Source organism: Pseudomonas sp. IT-93MI4, from assembly GCF_949767635.1.
GTDB lineage: Bacteria > Pseudomonadota > Gammaproteobacteria > Pseudomonadales > Pseudomonadaceae > Aquipseudomonas > Aquipseudomonas putida_A.
This window is the reverse complement of record NZ_CATKPP010000057.1, coordinates 248,570-268,776: the sequence shown is the minus strand read 5'-3', so window position 1 is coordinate 268,776 and position 20,207 is coordinate 248,570. Positions and strand designations below refer to the sequence as shown.

Annotated in this window: 14 protein-coding genes and 1 pseudogene; 7 read left to right on the top strand and 8 right to left on the bottom strand. The window is 61.0% G+C overall.

The window, feature by feature from the left end; translation table 11 throughout:
* Window positions 1-6 precede the first annotated feature (6 nt).
* Both ACM6I7_RS25675 and ACM6I7_RS25670 read left to right on the top strand, forming a co-directional pair.
* Entirely contained in the window at window positions 7-3,648 is a 3,642-nt protein-coding gene (locus tag ACM6I7_RS25675; protein WP_414889504.1) for a transporter substrate-binding domain-containing protein, read from the top strand.
* Window positions 3,649-3,696: 48 nt separating this feature from the next.
* Window positions 3,697-6,642 carry an HD domain-containing phosphohydrolase gene (locus ACM6I7_RS25670; RefSeq protein ID WP_414889503.1) on the top strand — a complete coding sequence of 982 codons (2,946 nt, stop codon included), beginning with the start codon at window positions 3,697-3,699 and terminating at the stop codon, window positions 6,640-6,642.
* Here the strand turns inward: ACM6I7_RS25670 and ACM6I7_RS25665 are convergent, their stop codons facing one another.
* On the bottom strand, window positions 6,643-7,125 hold the full coding sequence (locus tag ACM6I7_RS25665; RefSeq protein ID WP_027613431.1) for a GAF domain-containing protein: 483 nt from the start codon (window positions 7,123-7,125) through the stop codon (window positions 6,643-6,645). It abuts the gene before it with no gap.
* The gene (locus tag ACM6I7_RS25660; protein ID WP_096794965.1) at window positions 7,122-8,012 is read right to left on the bottom strand and encodes an ATP-binding protein; all 891 of its coding nucleotides are present in this window, start codon (window positions 8,010-8,012) and stop codon (window positions 7,122-7,124) included. The genes ACM6I7_RS25665 and ACM6I7_RS25660 overlap by 4 nt, the downstream gene beginning before the upstream one ends.
* 165 nt (window positions 8,013-8,177) lie before the next feature.
* On the opposite strand from ACM6I7_RS25660, the gene ACM6I7_RS25655 reads away from it, so the two are divergent.
* Window positions 8,178-10,499: a response regulator gene (locus ACM6I7_RS25655; RefSeq protein WP_414889502.1), complete on the top strand. Its 2,322-nt coding sequence runs from the start codon at window positions 8,178-8,180 to the stop codon at window positions 10,497-10,499.
* Here ACM6I7_RS25655 and ACM6I7_RS25650 read toward each other — a convergent pair.
* The 3 genes from ACM6I7_RS25650 to msrB form a co-directional block, all read right to left on the bottom strand.
* Window positions 10,483-10,944 carry a MarR family winged helix-turn-helix transcriptional regulator gene (locus ACM6I7_RS25650; protein WP_027613434.1) on the bottom strand — a complete coding sequence of 154 codons (462 nt, stop codon included), beginning with the start codon at window positions 10,942-10,944 and terminating at the stop codon, window positions 10,483-10,485. The two genes, ACM6I7_RS25655 and ACM6I7_RS25650, sit on opposite strands and share 17 nt — an antisense overlap.
* Window positions 10,941-11,426 carry a glutathione peroxidase gene (locus ACM6I7_RS25645; protein ID WP_027613435.1) on the bottom strand — a complete coding sequence of 162 codons (486 nt, stop codon included), beginning with the start codon at window positions 11,424-11,426 and terminating at the stop codon, window positions 10,941-10,943. Before ACM6I7_RS25645 ends, ACM6I7_RS25650 begins: the two co-directional genes overlap by 4 nt.
* Window positions 11,427-11,527: 101 nt before the next feature.
* Window positions 11,528-11,923 (bottom strand): peptide-methionine (R)-S-oxide reductase MsrB, encoded by a 396-nt coding sequence (msrB, locus tag ACM6I7_RS25640; RefSeq protein WP_103368503.1) that lies wholly within the window; start codon window positions 11,921-11,923, stop codon window positions 11,528-11,530.
* A gap of 223 nt (window positions 11,924-12,146) precedes the next feature.
* Between msrB and ACM6I7_RS25635 the strand changes: the two genes are divergently transcribed.
* Window positions 12,147-13,358, top strand: a complete 1,212-nt coding sequence (locus tag ACM6I7_RS25635; protein WP_003226761.1) for a pyridoxal phosphate-dependent aminotransferase — start codon at window positions 12,147-12,149, stop codon at window positions 13,356-13,358.
* 304 nt (window positions 13,359-13,662) lie between these two features.
* Entirely contained in the window at window positions 13,663-14,550 is an 888-nt protein-coding gene (htpX, locus tag ACM6I7_RS25630; RefSeq protein ID WP_007964827.1) for a protease HtpX, read from the top strand.
* A gap of 181 nt (window positions 14,551-14,731) precedes the next feature.
* Here the strand turns inward: htpX and ACM6I7_RS25625 are convergent, their stop codons facing one another.
* Window positions 14,732-15,385: a thiopurine S-methyltransferase gene (locus tag ACM6I7_RS25625; protein WP_414889501.1), complete on the bottom strand. Its 654-nt coding sequence runs from the start codon at window positions 15,383-15,385 to the stop codon at window positions 14,732-14,734.
* 104 nt (window positions 15,386-15,489) lie between these two features.
* Between ACM6I7_RS25625 and ACM6I7_RS25620 the strand changes: the two genes are divergently transcribed.
* Window positions 15,490-16,257, top strand: coding sequence for a DODA-type extradiol aromatic ring-opening family dioxygenase (locus ACM6I7_RS25620; protein WP_097088299.1), 768 nt, complete (start codon window positions 15,490-15,492; stop codon window positions 16,255-16,257).
* A 117-nt stretch (window positions 16,258-16,374) separates the two neighbouring features.
* On the opposite strand, the pseudogene ACM6I7_RS25615 reads toward ACM6I7_RS25620, so the two are convergent.
* Window positions 16,375-18,082 (bottom strand): annotated as a pseudogene (locus ACM6I7_RS25615) (DEAD/DEAH box helicase).
* 387 nt (window positions 18,083-18,469) lie between these two features.
* Here ACM6I7_RS25615 and ACM6I7_RS25610 point away from each other — a divergent pair.
* The gene (locus ACM6I7_RS25610) at window positions 18,470-19,261 is read left to right on the top strand and encodes a crotonase/enoyl-CoA hydratase family protein (protein WP_414889500.1); all 792 of its coding nucleotides are present in this window, start codon (window positions 18,470-18,472) and stop codon (window positions 19,259-19,261) included.
* 119 nt (window positions 19,262-19,380) lie between these two features.
* Here ACM6I7_RS25610 and ACM6I7_RS25605 read toward each other — a convergent pair whose 3' ends face one another.
* Window positions 19,381-20,136, bottom strand: a complete 756-nt coding sequence (locus ACM6I7_RS25605) for a spermidine synthase (RefSeq protein ID WP_027613441.1) — start codon at window positions 20,134-20,136, stop codon at window positions 19,381-19,383.
* Window positions 20,137-20,207 lie beyond the last annotated feature (71 nt).

Here is a 20,207-nt window from a genome sequence, read left to right as displayed (position 1 = left end):
GCCTGAATGCCCAGTCGTTTAAAGATCTGTCTCGCCCTATGTTGCGTCAGCCTGTGCCTGACGACTCAGGTGCATGCCAGCTTCGTCACCGCGCAAGATTATGTGCTGCGCAGCCGCTCGGGCCACGAAGCGCCATCCGTGTCCCTTGAACCCGCGCAACGGCAATGGCTGGAGAGTCGCCGCGAACTGGTACTGGGCACTTCCGCGCCGGACTATCCGCCGTTCGACATGACCGCCAGCGGTCGTGATTACGAAGGTTTTACCGCCGACTACGCCGGTCTGCTCGAACAGGCTGTCGGGTTGCCAATCCGGGTCCAGCGCTTTGCCTCACGGGAAGCCGCCTTGCAGGCGTTGATTGCAGGTCAGGTCGACATGCTCGGTACGGCCAACGGTTTCGAGGCCAGTAACGTAAATATCCTGCTTTCAACGCCCTACGCCATCGATCAGCCGGTTCTGGTTACCCGCGAAGGCGAGACCCGCTCGCTGACTGAAGGCCTGGCCGGTCTGCGGCTGAGCATGGTCTATCACTATCTGCCCCAGGATGAGGTCAAGGCGCAGTATCCCAAAGCCATCCTGACGTCCTATCCCTCCTATCAAAACGCAATCAACGCGGTAGCTTTCGATCAGGCTGACGTGTTTCTGGGTGACACCATTTCCACCCACTACATGATCAACAAGGGTTATCTGAACAACATTCGCATGGCCAATTTCGGCAAACAGGAAGCCCATGGTTTCAGCTTTGCCGTTCACGCCGACAATCCGCAACTGCTGGCGATCATCAACACCGTGCTGCAAGCCATACCGGCCAGCGAACGGGACAACATCGCCAAGCGCTGGAGCGCCGGCAGCGACATTCTGCTGACCGACCAGAAGCTGCAATTGACCCACCACGAAGAACAGTGGCTCAAACAGCACCCGGTGCTGCGCGTCGTCGTCAACGAGGCGTTCGCGCCGCTGACATTCTTCGACAGCGACGGCAACCTGCGGGGCATCACCGCCGACCTGCTCGAACTGCTGCGCCTGCGTACCGGCCTGCGCTTCGAACTGGTCCGCAGCCGCAGTGATGGTGAAATGATCGAGCAGATCAATCAGCATCGGGCGGATCTGATCGCCGCGTTGCTACCCAGCCCCCAACGGGAAAAGACCCTGCAATTCAGCCGTCCCTATCTGGAAAACTCCTTCGTCCTGCTGACGCGCAAATCCGCTGACAGCCCGACACATCCCACCCAGCTCAAGAACCGATACCTGGCGATTGCCCAAGGCAGTCCCATGGCTGATTACCTGCGCCGCGAATTCCCCAACATCCACCTGATCGAAACCTCCGACACTTTCGGTGCCGCAACCTTGCTCGCCGAAGGCAAGGCCGATGGCGCCGTCGCCTCGCTGGTGATTGCCAATTATCTGATTTCGTCGCGGATCTTCGAACATCAATTGCAGATCACCACCACCCTGGGCACACGTCAGGCGGCCTTCTCGCTGGCCAGCGCCCGTGACAATGCCGAACTGGGCTCGATCCTCGACAAGGCGCTGCTGAGCATCACACCGGAGGAACTGGGGGTCATCAACAGTCGCTGGCGCGGTTTCTCCAATGCGGCTCAAAGCAACTGGCATCACTACAAGCGCCTGTTTTACCAATTGATCGGCGCGGCCTGCCTGCTGCTGTTGCTGTCGCTGTTGTGGAACGCCTACATGCGTCGCCAGATCAAGCAACGCCAGGCCGCCGAACGGGCACTCAACGATCAGTTCGAATTCATGCGTTCACTGGTCAACGGCACCCCTCACCCGATCTACGTGCGCGACCGCCAGGGTCTGCTGCAAAGCTGCAACGACAGCTACCTCGAAGCCTTCAACGCCAAACGCGAAGACGTGATCGGCAAAAGTGTCATGCAGGGCACCCTGAGCAACGCCTTCGAAGCCCAGGCATACCAGGCGGATTACCAGCGGGTGGTGGCCGAAGGCACGCCTCTGCTGCTCGATCGACCGCTGCACATCGGTGGCCGGCGTTTGACGATCTACCACTGGATCCTGCCGTACCGCGACTCCAGTGGCGATGTGCAAGGGATCATCGGCGGCTGGATCGACATCAGTGAACGTCGCCAGTTGTTCGATGAACTGCGCCGGGCCAAGGAACAGGCGGACAACGCCAACCGCGCCAAAAGTACCTTTCTGGCCACCATGAGCCACGAAATCCGCACGCCGATGAATGCCATTATCGGCATGCTCGAACTGACGCTCAAACGCATGAATGATCAGGCTCCGGATCGCTCCTCCATTGAAACCGCCTACTGCTCGGCCAAGGATCTGCTGGGCCTGATCGGCGACATTCTCGATATCGCGCGGATCGAGTCCGGGCACCTGAGCCTGAGCCCGGAACGGGTCAATCTGGTCGAAACAGTGGCGTCGGTGGTCAGGATCTTCGACGGCCTCGCCCGCCAGAAAAACCTCCTCCTGCCGCTGATCATCAATCCGCCCGGGCTGCAGGTCGACGTGGAACTGGATCCGTTGCGCTTCAAGCAGATCCTGTCAAACCTGATCAGCAATGCCATCAAATTCACTGAGTCCGGGCAGGTGCGGATCAATCTGGATGTGCTGCCCAACGGGCCGGGCCAATGCTCGCTCGTTCAGTTGACGATCCAGGACACCGGGGTCGGTATCAGCATCGAAGATCAACAACGCCTGTTCGAGCCGTTCGCCCAGACCGAGAGTGGCCGGCAGCAAGCTCGCAGCGGCGCAGGCCTGGGGCTGGTGATCTGTCGCAACCTGTGTGAAATGATGGGTGGGCAGTTGCAGTTGAGCAGCCAGCCGGGGATCGGCACCCAGGTCTGCCTGTCGCTGCCGCTGCAGACGCTGCCGTGCCAGGTGACCACGGCAAAAACCGAGCCTGTGCTGCAAACCTCTGCACCACTGAACATTCTGGTGGTCGACGATCATCCGGCCAATCGCCTGCTGATGTGCCAGCAACTGGAGTTCCTCGGGCACCGATTCACCCTCGCCGAAGAGGGTCGGAGTGGATTCGAGAAATGGCAGACCGGTGCATTCGACCTGGTTATCGCTGACTGCAACATGCCGTTGATGAACGGCTACGAACTGACCGAGGCGATCCGCCAGCAGGAACAACGCACTGGCCGCCCTCCGTGTACCGTGCTGGGTTTCACGGCCAACGCGCAGCCTGAAGAAGTACAGCGCTGCAAACAGGCCGGCATGAATGACTGCCTGTTCAAGCCGTTGAGCCTCAGCGCACTGAGCCACTGGATCAATGGTCTGCAGCCCGCGACGCTTGAACCGGCGTTCAATCTTGACGGGTTGAGTCAGTTGACTGGCGGCAACCCGCTGCAAGTCCGGCGTCTGCTCACGCAATTGCTCAAGAGCAGCCGTCTCGATCGCGAGGAATTATTAGCCCTGGCCCCCTGCAATGATCGTCAGGCAGTGGCGCTGGTCGCCCACAAGATCAAAGGCGCCGCCCGGATCGCCCAGGCCTCGCGTCTGATCGCCTGTTGCGATGCGCTGGAACAGGCCTGCATGCAGACAACGCCCGCACCGACCATCGTGCGCTGCGTCGAGGCCACCGACGCAGCCATGCTCGAACTGGAGCAGGCGTTGCGGCAACAACTGGAACCGTTCGAAGAAAGCACAATGACCGAGCCTTAACTATGCTTGGACGCTGAGCAGTGTGTTTACTTCAATGGAGAGTCAGCAATGCCCAGCCCACTGCGCCCGGATCAACGCCGGTTCCCGTTGCACGTGCACATCAGCGTCATGTTCACCTTTCTGCTGTTGCTCACAGGCGTGGTGCTGGGGCTGTTCAATTATCGCCAGACCACCCGGATCATCCTGTCGAGCAGTGAAAACCTGTTCAATCGCATCGAACAGGATGTGCGCCTGGACCTGCATTCAACCTACGAACCGATCCGGCACCTGCTGAGCCTGCTGGCCGACAATCAGGCGGCCGAGGCGCCGAACCTGCAACAGCGTCTGGCGCTGCTCAAGCCGTTCAGTCAGTCGCTCAAGGACAACACCGATCTCGCCTCGCTGTATCTGGGCTACGGCAACGGCGATTTCTTCATGGTCCGGCCCTTGCGCACCAGCGCGCTGAAAACCCTGCTCAAGGCACCACCAACAGCGGCCTATCAAGTCTGGAGCATCGAGCACGACGCCAGCGGCACCGTATTGTCGCAGTCACTGTTCTTCGACCAGACGCTGACGCCTGTCGGACGCGACACCAATCCCGACGACCGCTACGACCCGCGTACCCGCAACTGGTACAGCAACGCCCTGCAACAGGGCGATCAGATCACCACCGAACCCTATGTATTTTTCTCCACGCACAATGTGGGCACCACCCTGGCCAGACGCAGCAGCGCAACCAGTGTGATCGGTGCCGATCTGACTTTGGAGGCACTCTCGGCCACCTTGACCAAGCATGTGGTCACCCCCTCGACCGAAATCGTGCTGTTCGATGTCGATGGCAATGCGGTGGCCTATCCGGACAGCAGCCGGCTGATCGTCGACGACAGCAGCGCACGCCTGGCCAAAGCGGCCGACCTCAGCCCGAATCTGCACGCGTTGCTGTCCACCGCCCATCCGGGCAAACGGCTCGACGTCAATGGCCGCCACTGGATCGTCGCCCGCAGCACCCTGCAGGAAGGCGGGCCGAAAGGTTTGCAGATGGCCCTGCTGGTGCCCGAGGACGAACTGCTTGCCGATGCCTACCGCATGCGCTGGCAAGGCGCGCTGATCACCTTGGCGATCTTGCTGCTGTGCCTGCCGCTGGGCTGGCTGATCTCGCGGATTCTGGTCAAACCGTTGCACGCGCTGGTCAAGGAAGCCGACGCGATCCGCAGTTTCGATTTCAACTTTCCGGTCACCCGCCGCTCGCCGGTGCTGGAGGTTGACCAGTTGAGCCTGTCGATGGCGCGCATGAAGGACACGCTCGCCAGTTTCTTCCGCATCACCGACAGCCTCTGCGCCGAAACCCGCTTCGCCCCGCTGCTGCAACGGGTGCTGTTCGAAACGGCGCAGATCGCCCAGGCGCAGGCGGGGTTGATCTATCTGCGCGAAAGCGATGGCAACCGGATGGAGCCTTACGGACTGGTCATTGATGGCGCCTCGCACGAGCCGGGCGAGTTCGCTGTGCTGGGCCGGGATCTCCTGGCCGATCAAGGGCCGGCGTGGTTCCAGCAACTGATCAACGCTGACAACGTGGTCAGCAGCCTTGGCTTCGAGCAGGCCGGGGACTTGCAGAAAGTCCTGTTGGCCATGCAGTCGCCGCGCATCCACCTGATCGGCATCCGCCTGCGTAATCGGCACAACGAAACCATCGGCCTGTTGCTTCTGCTGATCAACGACAGCGGCAGCGCTCAGGACCTGGAAAAACTGCGCCCGGACCGCATCGCCTTCCTGCAAGCCGTGTCTGGTGCGGCGGCGGTGAGTATCGAAAGTCAGCGCCTGCAAGCGAAGCAGAAGCAGTTGCTCGACGCGTTCATTCAGTTGCTGGCCGGCGCCATCGACGCCAAGAGCCCCTACACCGGCGGCCACTGCCAGCGCGTGCCGGAACTGACCCTGATGCTCGCGCAGGCCGCGGCCGCCAGTCAGGCGCCGGCGTTCCAGAGCTATCAGCCCAGTGAAGATGAATGGGAAGCCCTGCACATTGCGGCCTGGCTGCACGATTGCGGCAAAGTCACGACACCAGAATATGTCGTCGACAAGGCGACCAAACTGGAAACCCTCAACGATCGCATCCACGAAATCCGCACCCGTTTCGAAGTGCTCAAGCGCGATGCCTGGATCAGTTACTGGCAGGCGATCGCACTGGGCGGCAACGCGGCGCAACTGAGCGAACTGCGTGACGCCACGCTGACGCAACTGGATGACGACTTTGCCTTCGTTGCCCGCTGCAATCTGGGCGGTGAGGCCATGGCGCCCGCCGATCTGCAACGTCTTGAACGCATTGCCGAGCGGCGCTGGACGCGCACCCTCGATGATCGCCTGGGGGTGTCATGGGAGGAAAACCGCCGTCAGGCGCAAACGCCGGCGGCGAATCTGCCGGTCAGCGAGCCACTGCTGGCGGACAAGCCCGAACACCTGATAGAACGCGCCGACAGCGAACTGATTCCGGAAGACAATCCGTGGGGGTTCAAACTGGATGTGCCGCGTTACAAATACAATCGCGGCGAACTGTACAACCTGAGCATTGCCCGGGGCACGCTGACCCGCGAAGAGCGCTACATCATCAATCACCACATGGTGCAGACGATCCTGATGCTCAGCCACCTGCCCTTCCCCGGGCACCTGGACAGCGTCGCGGAAATCGCCGGTGGGCATCACGAAAAGATGGACGGCAGCGGTTATCCCAAACGCCTGAAACGCGAGGACATGAGCCTGCCGGCACGGATGATGGCGATTGCCGATATTTTCGAAGCCCTGACAGCGGCGGATCGACCGTACAAGAAGGCCAAATCCTTGAGTGAAGCCCTGGGGATCATGGCCACCATGTCCCGCGAGGCGCACATCGACCCCGAGCTGTTTGCGCTGTTCATCAACGATGGGGTGTACATGCAGTACGCCGCACGGTTTCTCGATCCGCGCCAGATCGATGTGGTGGACCCGGCCAGCCTGCTGCGCAAGGCTGGCCTGAGTGCCTGATCAGCAGTCGGTCAGACGCAGGAAAATCGCCGCCAGTTGCTCGATTCCGGACTGATCGGCGGTGCCGAAACGTGCGAGTTTCGGGCTGTCGAGATCAAGTACGCCGATCAACCGACCGTCCTTGACCAGTGGCACCACCAGCTCGCTGTTGGAGGCGCTGTCGCAAGCGATATGACCGGGGAACGCATGCACGTCTTCAACGCGCTGGGTCTGTCGACTGGCCGCTGCCGCGCCACACACACCGCGACCGAAGGGAATGCGCACGCAGGCGATCTGCCCCTGAAACGGGCCAAGCACCAGTTCTTCGTTGCGATTGAGGTAGAAACCGGCCCAGTTCAAATCGTCGAGCTGGTTGAACAGGAACGCCGAAAACTGCGCGGCGTTAGCGATGAAATCGCGCTCGTCCGCCAGCAGCGATTCCAGTTGTGCGGCCAACATGCCATAGCCTTCGAGGCCCTGGCCGCTTTGTTGCAAATCAATCATGCCTTGTGCTCCAGCAATTTCAGTCCCACCCAGTAACGGGCGAATTGGTACGCGCAACGTCCGTTGCGATTGCCGCGCCCGGTTGCCCAGCGCACGGCGAGGATGTCGAGCTCTTCGTCGCGCTGCCAGCTCAAGCCGGCCTTGGCGGCCAACTGGCCGATCCAGTGTTCGACGACGTTGAGGAAATGTTCCTGGGTAAACGGATAGAACGACAGCCACAGGCCGAAACGGTCGGACAAGGCGATCTTGTCTTCCACCGCCTCACTCGGATGCAGCTCGCCGTCGACGCGTTTCCAGTTTTCGTTGTCGCTTTCCTTTTCCGGCACCAGATGGCGGCGGTTGGAAGTGGCGTACAGCAGAACGTTGTCCGGGGCCTGTTCGAGCGAGCCGTCGAGCACGCTTTTCAGCACGCGATAATCGCCTTCGCCGGATTCGAACGACAGGTCATCGCAGAACAGCACGAAGCGTTGCGGCAGTTTGCCGATCTGCTCGACCACTCGCGGCAGGTCGGCCAGATGGTCGCGCTCGATTTCGATCAAACGCAGGCCGGCCTTGGCGTGTTCGGCCAGCAGCGCGCGCACCAGCGACGATTTACCGGTGCCGCGCGAGCCCCAGAGCAGCGCATGGTTGGCCGGCATGCCGTCGAGAAACTGCTGAGTGTTGCGGCCCAGTTGTTCCAACTGACGATTGACACCGATCAGGTCGGACAGGCGCATGTCGAGGCTGACTTCCAGCGGCAGCAAATAGCCGCTGCGCCCGTCACGCTGCCAGCGCGCGGCCAGGCAGGTTTCCCAGTCGATCAGCGGACGCGGCGCCGGCAGCAAGGGTTCGATCCGCGCCAGAACCGACTCGGCGCGTTCAAGAAAAGCATTCAATCGGGAATCCACGTCTTCTCCTCGGGCACGTTCACAGTGATGATGTCGATCCAGCGACGACAGACAGATCTCAATCCCCATTCAAGCCTTGTTACAAGGCGCTTCGGGAACCTCGGTATCCATACATGATCGACTATGCTTGAGCAGCGAAGGGAAACGGAAGTGGTTCAACACCCCATGGATATCAAATTCACCCACCGGCTGTCATACAAGCAAGCCAGATTCACGGTGCTGGTCGGGTTCGTTCTGGGCACGCTGCTCAGCCTGCTGCAAATCGGCATCGATTATGCCAGTGAAGACGCCTCCATCAACCGTGAAATCCTGTCTTTGCTGGAAATCAGCCACAATCCGGCGTCGCGAATCGCCTACAACATCGATGCGGAACTGGCGCAGGAACTGACCCTGGGCCTGTTGCGTTCGCCGGCGATCATCTCGGCGCAACTGACCGACAACAACGGCAACGTCCTGGCCAACGTCAAGCGCCCGGAGCTGCAAAGCGGTTACCGGGTGATCAGCGACTTTCTGTTCGGTGCCAAGCGCCAGTTCGAAGACCGCCTGTACCTCGACCACCTGCCCGAGGAATCACTGGGCACGCTGAGCCTGGAGGTCGATACCTACGCGTTCGGCAGCCGGTTCCTGCGCCGCGCCGAAGTCACCCTGCTCAACGGCTTTGCCCGCAGCCTGATTCTCACCGGGATCCTGTTGGCGCTGTTCTACGTGATGCTGACCAAGCCACTGGTGCGCCTGATCCGGGAACTCAGCGCGCGTGACGCACGCAGCGCAGAGCCAACCACCCTCGAATGTCCGACCGGCCACGCCAATGACGAGATCGGCGTACTGGTCAAAGTCGCCAACCAGCAGTTCGACAATATCGCCACGGAGATCCAGCAACGGCGCAACGCGGAAAACCGCCTCACCGATTACCTCGGGCAACTGGAGCACATCGTCTCGGCCCGCACCGCCGAGCTCAAGGCCATCAACACCCGGCTCAGCCAGTCCAACGAAGAACTGGAAGTCGCTCGCAGCACCGCACTGGACATGGCCGAAGCGCGCTCGGCATTCCTCGCCAACATGAGCCACGAGATCCGCACCCCGCTCAACGGCCTGCTGGGGATGATCGCCTTGTCCCTCGATGGGCCGCTGAATGCCGAGCAGCAACAGCAACTGTCGATTGCCCATGACTCGGGCAAGGTGCTGGTGGAGTTGCTCAACGATATTCTCGACCTGTCCAAATTCGATGCCGGGCAACTGGAGCTCGAACACATCCCGTTCGACCTCGGCTCACTGATCGAAGACACCGCCAACCTGCTGTCGCAGAACGCTGCGCCGAGCGTCGAGCTGACCTGCCTGATCGACCCGCACTTCCCCGCGCTGGTGCTGGGGGATCCGACCCGGGTACGGCAAATCGTCAGCAACCTGCTGTCCAATGCCCTGAAGTTCACCCGCTTCGGCCGGGTCGATGTGCGCCTGTCCGCCCACAAGGACGGGGTGCGCATCGAAGTCTGCGACACCGGCATTGGCATCGCTCAGGATGCCCAGGTGAAAATCTTCCAGCCGTTCACCCAGGCCGGTGCCGGCATTACCCGGCAGTACGGCGGCACCGGTCTCGGTCTGGCGTTGACCTACAACCTGTGCGAGGCCATGCAAGGCCGATTGACCATCAGTTCCGAGGCCGGTTTCGGCAGTCAGTTCTGTGCCGACCTGCCACTGCTGTGTCACACCCGGGCGGTCATGCCGCCGCCACTGCACGGCAAGGTGCTGGCGATCACGGCCGCCAGCAGCGGGCTGGCGGAACTGCTCAAGACATTGCTGCCGGTGTGGGGCGTGACCTATGAGCAGCGCACCATGGATGACCCGTTGCTGGGCCTGTCACCCGATCTGCTGATCACCGATTGCCCGGAATGCCTGTTCAGTCTGCGCCCGACCATCAGCGCACCGATCCTCGTCGTAACCGCTTATGGCAGTTTCATGCCCGGCGAAGAAGCCGCCGCGCTGGCGCCATTGCAGCAACAAGCCCGACCGCTGGCACGCAACGCGCTGTACCAGATCCTGCGGCGCATTCTGCTGGCCGATGTCACCACGAGCAACGATGCGCGCCTAGAGAGCCAGCCGGTCCGGCGGCGCGGAAAGGTGCTGCTGGTGGAGGACAACCCGGTCAACCAGTTGGTGGCCAAAGGCATGCTCGGCAAGCTCGGTTGCGACGTGGTGGTCGCCGCCCACGGTGCCGAGGCGCTGGATCAACTGGAGCACGATGAGTTCGATCTGGTGCTGATGGACTGCAACATGCCAGTGATGGACGGCTACGAAGCGAGCCGGCAGATCCGCCAGAGCGGGCGCTGGCCGAATTTGCCAATCGTCGCGCTGACCGCCAACGCCATGTCCGAGGAACGCGAGCGCTGCCGTGCGGCAGGCATGAGCGATTACCTGGCCAAGCCGTTCCGCCGCGAAGAGCTGGCGGCCCTGCTCGACCAGTGGATGCCGGCTACGTCAGCGCTTTGATCTGCCCCAGCAGATGATCGAGGCCATTGCGCAAATCGTTGAGCCGATCAAGATCCACCCCGCTGTCGCACAACAACCGGGCCTTGAGCGGCCCGACCTGCTCGCGCAGCGCTTGGCCTTGCGCGGTCAGGCTCAGATGCACTTCACGCTCGTCGCGCGCCGAACGCTGGCGCTGCACCCACTGCAATTGTTCAAGACGCTTGAGCAACGGCGTCAGGGTGCCGGAGTCCAGCGCCAGGCGCTCGCCCAACGCCTTGACCGTCGGTTGCTCCGGTGCACTGTCCTGCCACTCCCACAGCACCAGCATCGCCAGGTACTGCGGGTAGGTCAGGCCGAGTTGATCGAGCATCGGCTTGTAAGCGCGAATCACCGCCCGGGACGCGGCGTACAACTTGAAGCACAACTGACTGTCGAGCTTCAGCGAATCGTCGGGCAGGCTGTTCATTTGAGCAGGGCTTCGATCTCGCCGCTGATGTCCTGCGGCTTGGTGGTCGGGGCAAAACGCTTGACCAGTTGCCCATCCTTGCCGATCAGGAACTTGGTGAAGTTCCACTTGATGCCCTCGGAGCCGAGCAAACCCGGAGCGCGCTTTTTCAACTGCACGAACAGCGGATGCGCATCAGACCCGTTGACGTCGATCTTCTTGAACAGCGGGAAACTCACGCCGTAATTCAACTCACAGAACTCGCTGATCGCACCCTCGTTACCCGGCTCCTGCTTGCCGAACTGATTGCACGGGAATCCCAATACCACCAGGCCCTGATCCTTGTAGGTCTGCCACAGCTCTTCCAGGCCTTTGTATTGAGGGGTGAAGCCGCATTTGCTGGCGGTGTTGACCACCAACACCGCTTTGCCGGCAAAATCGGCCAGGGTCTTTTGCTCACCCTTGATGGTGGTGACAGGGATATTCAGCAGGTTGTCGCTCATGAGACGGCTCCACGGGTTATCGGGAAAGGCCAAACATAGCGAGCAATTAAATTGTGTGCAATTTAATTATCCGAATGGCGACCCGCAGGTCGCCTGTCCGCTTACTCGCGCGGCTCGAGATTCAGGCACACCGAGTTGATGCAATAACGCAAGCCGGTCGGTGGCGGGCCATCGGGGAACACGTGGCCCAGATGCGCGTCGCAGCGGGCGCATTTGACCTCGGTGCGGATCATGCCGTGGCTGGTATCGCGAATCTCGGTCATGGCGCTTTTGCCGATCGGCGCGTAAAAGCTTGGCCAGCCGCAGCCGGAATCGAATTTGGTCTTGGAGTCAAACAGCGGCTCATTGCAGCAGACGCAGTGATAGACACCGTCGGTTTTGGTGTCGTTGTATTTGCCGGAAAACGGCCGTTCGGTCGCACTGAGACGGCACACGTTGTACTGCTCGGGGTCGAGCATCGCCCGCCATTCTTCCAGGGTTTTTTCCAACTTTTCCATCATCACACCTCAGCGGCTGAAAAAGCCCGATCTGTACCTTTTCCACGGATCGGGTGGCACGTATGATTGCGCCTCGTCACACGCCAGTCTGGCAGCCAGACCGGGCGCATTCAAACGGATTCTCGGCGCCATGGCGCAAGACTCCGCCTGTGCGAAGACGCAGGAATCCCAGTACGGTTGGCCATCCGCCGTCTGGATCGTTCATTTTCGGGATCACATCGCCATGCAGTTCAGCAAATCGAACAAGCTCGCCAACGTCTGCTACGACATTCGCGGCCCGGTGCTCAAGCACGCCAAACGTCTGGAGGAGGAAGGCCAGCGCATCCTCAAGCTGAACATCGGCAACCCGGCGCCGTTTGGTTTCGAAGCGCCGGACGAAATTCTTCAGGATGTGATCCGCAACCTGCCGACCGCCCAAGGCTACAGCGACTCCAAAGGCCTGTTCAGTGCCCGTAAAGCGGTGATGCAGTACTACCAGCAAAAAAATGTCGAAGGTGTCGGCATCGAAGACATCTACCTGGGCAACGGCGTGTCCGAGCTGATCGTGATGTCGCTGCAGGCGCTGCTCAACAACGGCGACGAAGTGCTGGTGCCGGCCCCAGACTACCCGCTGTGGACCGCCGCCGTGAGCCTGGCCGGCGGTAACGCCGTGCACTACCTGTGCGACGAGGGCGCCGACTGGTTCCCTGATCTGGCCGACATCAAGGCCAAGATCACCCCGAACACCAAGGCCATGGTGATCATCAACCCGAACAACCCGACTGGCGCGGTGTATTCGAAGGAAGTGCTGCTGGGCATGCTGGAAATCGCCCGCGCGCACAACCTGGTGGTGTTCTCCGACGAGATCTACGACAAGATCCTCTACGACGACGCCGTGCACATCTGCACCGCTTCGCTGGCGCCCGATCTGCTGTGCCTGACCTTCAACGGCCTGTCGAAATCCTATCGCGTGGCGGGTTTCCGCTCCGGCTGGATCGCCATCTCCGGGCCGAAACACAATGCCCAGAGCTACATCGAAGGCATCGACATGCTGGCCAACATGCGCCTGTGTGCCAATGTCCCGAGTCAGCATGCGATTCAGACCGCCCTCGGCGGCTATCAGAGCATCAATGACCTGGTGCTGCCGCAGGGCCGGCTGCTGGAGCAGCGCAACCGTACCTGGGAGCTGCTCAACGACATTCCGGGCGTCAGCTGCGTCAAGCCGATGGGCGCGCTGTATGCGTTCCCGCGGATCGACCCGAAAGTCTGCCCGATCCACAACGACGAAAAATTCGTTCTCGACCTGCTGCTCTCCGAGAAGCTGCTGGTGGTGCAAGGCACGGCCTTCAACTGGCCTTGGCCGGATCACTTCCGCGTGGTGACCCTGCCCCGTGTCGACGATCTGGAAATGGCCATCGGCCGCATCGGCAACTTCCTCAAGTCCTACCGCCAGTAACCGGTCAACGGTGCGCAACGGCCCGAACGTTGCGCACTGTCTGATTCAGCAACACTTCTGCTCTCCCCGCCTCGCTGCGCCTTCTACACTTGCGATTCATATGGCCCACCCGCCTCTGGCGCAGTGGCGGCGGGTAGCGGCCGGCTGTAATCCCTTTCGGTTTTGGCCGTGGGCAATGACCTGCAGACTCGAGAATCCGCTGTAGGACACAGTTTGAAATAGTCACTCGGTTGAATCACCCGGTGCCGCACCTTATATACCCCGCAGTACGCTACATCTTTAGCTTGAGGAGATTTCTACAACCATGATGCGCATCCTGCTGTTTTTGGCCACTAACCTGGCGGTCGTGCTGATAGCCAGCATCACCCTGAGCCTGTTCGGCTTCAACGGGTTCATGGCGGCCAACGGGGTTGATCTCAACCTCAGTCAGCTGCTGGTTTTCTGTGCGGTCTTTGGTTTCGCCGGTTCGCTGTTCTCGCTGTTCATCTCCAAGTGGATGGCGAAGATGAGCACCAGCACCCAGATCATCAGCCAGCCACGTACCCGGCATGAGCAATGGCTGCTGCAAACCGTCGAGCAACTGTCCCGCGAAGCCGGGATCAAGATGCCCGAAGTCGGTATTTTCCCGGCCTACGAAGCAAACGCCTTCGCCACCGGCTGGAACAAGAACGACGCGCTGGTCGCGGTCAGTCAGGGCCTGCTCGAACGTTTTTCGCCAGATGAAGTGAAAGCCGTTCTGGCCCACGAAATCGGTCACGTGGCCAACGGTGACATGGTCACCTTGGCACTGATCCAGGGCGTGGTGAACACCTTCGTGATGTTCTTCGCGCGGATCATCGGCAACTTCGTCGACAAGGTGATTTTCAAGAACGAAGAAGGCCAGGGCATCGCCTACTACGTGGCGACGATCTTCGCCGAGCTGGTTCTGGGCATTCTCGCCAGCGCCATTGTCATGTGGTTCTCGCGCAAACGCGAATTCCGTGCCGACGAAGCCGGCGCACGTCTGGCCGGTACCAATGCGATGATCGGTGCATTGCAACGCCTGCGCGCCGAACAGGGCCTGCCGGTGCACATGCCGGACACCCTCAACGCATTCGGCATCAACGGTGGCATCAAACAAGGCTTTGCCCGCATGTTCATGAGCCACCCGCCGCTGGAAGAGCGTATCGACGCGCTGCGTCGTCGCGGTTGATCGGTTTGGCGCAGTAACGAAAAGGCCCGCAGCGATGCGGGCCTTTTTTGTACATGCGAATAATGGTTGTTGCTGATGACCTCTTCGCGAGCAGGCTCGCTCCCACATTGGATTCTTGTATACAGATCTAGTGTGGGAGCGAGCCTGCTCGCGAAGGGGCCGGCACTGTCAGCAAAATGTATCACGAGGAAACCCGGTAAACCCGCTCCTCTAACCGCGTCACCCCCGCCTGCAGGAACCTGACACTCTCCGCCAGCACATCCTGCTCCTCAAGCACCTGCACCTGCCAGACTTCGCTCAGCAAGCGCTGCACCTCATCATCCCCCACCGCAAACGGTGGCCCGGACATCTGCGCCTGATCGTAATCCAGGGTGATCAACAACCCTTGCACACTTTGCGGCAGGATCTGCTGCAGATGCGCCGCATAGCGCTCACGCATCGGAGCCGGCAAGGCAATCAGCGCTGCCCGGTCGTACAACGCCGCGCAATCCGCTACATCGTCGGCTGTCAGCGCAAAGAAATCACCACACCACAACTCGATGGAATCGGCGCGATAGACTTTGAACGGCCCCTTGGCAATGACCTGCGGCGTTACCTGATGCTCACTGAAAAAATCCTCGACGGCCTTCAGCGACAGCTCGACTCCGAGCACCAGATGCCCGCGCCCGGCCAGCCACAACAGATCCAGGGTTTTCCCGCACAGCGGCACCAGCACCCGGGTCTGGGCCGGGATCGCCAGTTGCGGCCAGTGCCGCTGCAGATACGGGTTCACCTCAGGCAAATGAAAGCCGATCTGATTGGATTCCCACTTCTTGTGCCAAAACTCAGGCTGCATGCATCACCCCAAAAAATTCGATCAAAAGGCGTTAAAACTTATATTAGATTTAGATCAATGATCTGACTGAAGATGAGGCCATCTTACCGCTCAGGAACCTTTCCATGTTTCCCAGCCTGTTTATCTCCCACGGCTCACCGATGCTGGCCCTGGAACCCGGTGCCAGTGGCCCGGCGCTGGCGCGTCTGGCGGCCGAACTGCCGCGGCCTAAAGCCATCGTGATCGTCTCTGCCCACTGGGAAAGCCAGGAACTGCTGGTCAGCAGCAATCCTCGTCCGGAAACCTGGCATGACTTCGGCGGCTTCCCGCGTGCCCTTTTCGAAGTGCAGTACCCGGCACCGGGCAATCCGCAACTGGCAGCCGAAGTGGCTGAATTGCTTGACGCCGCGCATCTGCCGGCACGCCTCGACCCGCAACGACCGTTCGATCACGGCGTCTGGGTGCCGCTGTCGCTGATGTACCCGCAGGCGGATATTCCGGTGGTGCAGGTGTCGCTGCCGAGTCGCGGCGGCCCGGTGTTGCAAACCCGTGTCGGACAAGCGCTGGCGAGTCTGCGCGAGCAGGGCATTCTGCTGATCGGCTCCGGCAGCATCACCCACAACCTGCGCGAACTGGACTGGCACGCCGGCCCGGAAAGCGTCGAGCCGTGGGCACGTGACTTCCGTGACTGGATGATCGACAAGCTGGCGGCCGACGATGAGGCGGCACTGCACGATTATCGTCAGCAGGCGCCCAATGCGGTGCGCAGCCATCCGAGTGACGAGCATTTGTTGCCGCTGTATTTTGCGCGGGGTGCGGGAGGTGAGTTCCGCGTAGCGCATAAAGGCTTCACGATGGGTGCACTGGGTATGGATATCTATCGCTTCGGCTGACGTCATCGCTGGCAAGCCAGCTCCCACAGGGTTGTGGGGCGAGGCAAAAAGCAGGCAAAAAAAATCCCCGAACCAGTCGGGGATTTTTCATGTTCGATCAATCAGCCCAAGGGCGGATCAATCTTCGCGGTAGCGACGCAGTTTCAGCTGCTTGCCAGCGACGCGAGTGTCCTTCAGCTTGGTCAGGAGTTTGTCCAGACCATCTTCCGGCAGCTCGACGAGGCTGAAGCTGTCACGCACCTGGATGCGACCGATCGCTTCGCGGGCCAGACCACCTTCGTTGAGGATGGCGCCCAGCAGGTTCTTGGCGGCGATACCGTCACGCGCACCCAGCGCGGTACGGCAACGGGCACGACCTTCGCCCAGAGGCATTGGCGCGCGACGCTCGCGGTCACCACGCTCAGGACGATCACCGGAACGCTCAGGACGGTCGCCACGCGGTGCATTGTTCGGCACCAGTGGGCGTTCCTTCTCGATCGCCGCCAGGTTCAGCGCTTGACCGTTGGTAGCCTTGCGCAGCAGAGCTACAGCCAAGGCACGCGGGGTGCAACCGATGTCAGCGGTCAGGCGATCCAGCAGTTCGCCGTGAGTCGACTCGGCATCAGCGACCAGCGGCGACAGGCTGTTGGTCAGTTTCTTGATGCGTGCATCGAGAACGGCCTGAGCGTCCGGCAGACGCACTTCGGCAACCTTCTGACCGGTGACACGCTCGATCACTTGCAGCATGCGGCGCTCACGCGGAGTCACCAGCAGCAGTGCGCGACCTTCGCGACCGGCACGGCCGGTACGGCCGATACGGTGCACGTAGGATTCCGGGTCGTACGGCATGTCCACGTTGAATACGTGGGTGATGCGCGGAACGTCCAGACCACGGGCAGCCACGTCGGTCGCGACAACGATGTCCAGGCGGCCATCTTTCAGCGAGTCGATGACGCGTTCACGCTGGTTCTGGGCGATGTCACCGTTCAGCGCAGCGGCCTTGTAGCCTTTGGCGTCGAGGGCACTGGCCAGATCCAGGGTCGCTTGCTTGGTGCGCACGAACATGATCAGCGCGTCGAAGTCTTCCACTTCCAGCAAGCTGAGAACGGCGGAGGTCTTCTGGTCAGCGTGAACCAACAGGTGAGCCTGTTCGATCGCGGTAACGGTCTGGGTCTTGCTCTGGATCTTCACGTGCTTCGGATCGCGCAGGTGGCGCTCGGCGATGGCACGGATCGACTGCGGCAGGGTTGCCGAGAACAATACGGTCTGACGGGTTTCCGGCATGGCCTTGAAGATCACTTCCAGGTCGTCCATAAAACCGAGTTTGAGCATTTCGTCTGCTTCGTCCAGAACCAGGTGGTTCACGGTAGCGAGGACTTTTTCGTCGCGACGCAGGTGGTCGCACAGACGGCCCGGAGTGGCGACAACGATCTGTGCGCCATTACGGATTGCTTTCAATTGTGGGCCCATCGGCGCGCCGCCGTAGACAGCCACAACAGTTACGCCCGGCATTTGCTTGGCGTAAGTTTCGAAAGCGGTTGCAACTTGTAGCGCCAACTCACGAGTTGGGGCCAGGATCAGAGCTTGCGGCTCGCGCTTGGACGGATCAATGCGGTGCAGGATAGGCAGGGCAAAGGCAGCGGTTTTACCGGTACCGGTTTGCGCCTGACCAATCATATCGTGACCGGCGAGGATGATCGGGATCGACTGCTGCTGAATGGCCGAAGGCTCTTCATAGCCGGTAGCGACTACTGCAGCGACAATATTGGGATGAAGTTCAAGAGCGGCGAAGCCGCCGATTTCCTGGGTCATGGGTCTGCCTCTAAGTGCATCCGCAAAGACCCATGCTCCAAAGCTGCACATGCCGTGTTGAGACTCAAGAGTCGCCCTGGCAGCTTTGTCGGCGGGGATTTGCGAAAACGTATGAATGAAAAAGAATCGTCAAGGAAGAGCCCGCAGTGCGGACGTGCAGCCGAAGCTGACTTCGGGGAATTGCGCTACCTAAACGCGGCCCGGTTAAAGGCCGGCGCGCACTATACCGGAATTTGCCCGAAAAGGGAGCTTTTTTTATCGCCTGAATCGGTGTGTCACCGCTGTGTAACGGGGTTTTGCGGATAATCGTGCAAAGGTCTATTTTGCAAAGGCCCGGCCCTGCGGGTGATGACGCTTAAACGATTCATCGATGTGCGGCATACCGTCGCTGCACCCGCCCTTCCCGCCCGAGGATTTCTCCATGAATCAGCCCTGCCCCGGCCGCGTCAGCCGTGAACGTCGAGGTCATATCCACTTGATCGGCCTCGACCGGCCCGCCAAACGCAACGCCTTCGACCTCGATCTGCTCAATGACTTGAGCCTGGCCTACGGCGAGTTCGAGGCCGACAGCGAGGCGCGGGTGGCGGTGGTGTTCGGGCATGGCGAACACTTTACCGCCGGTCTGGATCTGCTCAACGCCAGCGCCGCCCTCGCCGAAGGCTGGCAGGTTCCGACCGGCGGTTGCGACCCATGGGGTGTTTTCGTCGGTCCACGGGTCAGCAAACCGGTAATTGTCGCCGCGCAGGGCTACTGCCTGACCATCGGTATCGAGTTGATGCTGGCCGCGGATATCAACCTGTGCGCGAGTAATACCCGCTTCGCGCAAATGGAAGTGCAGCGGGGGATTTTTCCGTTTGGGGGCGCGACTTTACGTTTTCATCAGGTGGCGGGATGGGGCAACGCGATGCGCTGGCTGCTGACCGGCGATGAGTTTGATGCCCACGATGCGTTGCATCTGGGTTTGGTGCAGGAAGTGATGGCCAGTGAGGATCTGTTGCCGCGGGCGATCGAACTGGCCGAACGGATTGCCCGGCAGGCACCGTTGGGGGTGCAGGCAACGCTGATGTCGGCGCGCCAGGCGCGGTATGAAGGCGAGACGGCGGCGGCGCAGGGGTTGCCGGCACTGGTGAAGAAGTTGCTGGGGAGTGAGGATGCCAAGGAGGGGGTGAGGTCGCTGGTTGAGCGGCGCCCTGGAGTCTTCAAAGGGATCTGAGAAAACGGGTGCTCTTCAGGCCCTCTTCGCGAGCAGGCTCGCTCCCACAGAAAATTGTGTGAGTGCCACAGGACCCATGTGGGAGCGAGCCTGCTCGCGAAGGGGCCATCACTGGCAACTCATGTCGCCGGGCGAATCGCCTTGATCAACGACTGCAGCGAATAACCCAGCCGTGGCGCCAGCACTTCGGCGCGGGCGGTCAGCGCCTGCATGTCGAGTTCCTGATCGAGATCCGCCGGCACAATCAGAATCACATTGCCCTCCTTCACCGGCAGCTCCCAGTAATGCCGGTGATAAAGCCCGCGCAACAACGCCGCGCCCAACGGTTTGCCGTCATCGGTGGCCCACTGGTTGATCACCAGCCAGCCGCCCGGGTTCAGACGCTTCTGACAGTCGCCGAGAAAACTCCAGGCCAGGTGCCCGACACCCGGGCCGACATCGGTGTACAGATCGACAAAGATCAGATCCGCAGGCTCGGCCGTCGGCAGCAACTCCAGCGCATCGCCGACCCGAATGTACAAGCGCGGATCGTCATCCAGCCCCAGGTATTCGATCGCCAGGCGCGGCACGTCCGGACGCAGTTCGATGGCTTCGACATCTTCCAGCGGCAGGAACTTGAGGCAGGCCTGGGTCAGCGTGCCGGCACCGAGGCCGAGAAACAGTGCGCTCTCCGGTTGCTCATGGCACAACGCGCCAATCAGCATCGCCCGGGTGTAGTCGTATTCCAGCCAGCTCGGATCGGCGGTGAACACGCAGCTCTGTTCGATGGCATCGCCAAATTCCAGAAAGCGGTAATCGGCCACTTCCAGCACGCGAATCACGCCGAACTCATCCTGTACCTCGGCGAGCAACAGCTCGACGCGCTCCTCAGTCATTTCGTCTCCTGATGGTCACCGGGCGCGGTGACGCGATGGCACCGCTGCGGCGCCGTGGCAAAGCGACGATT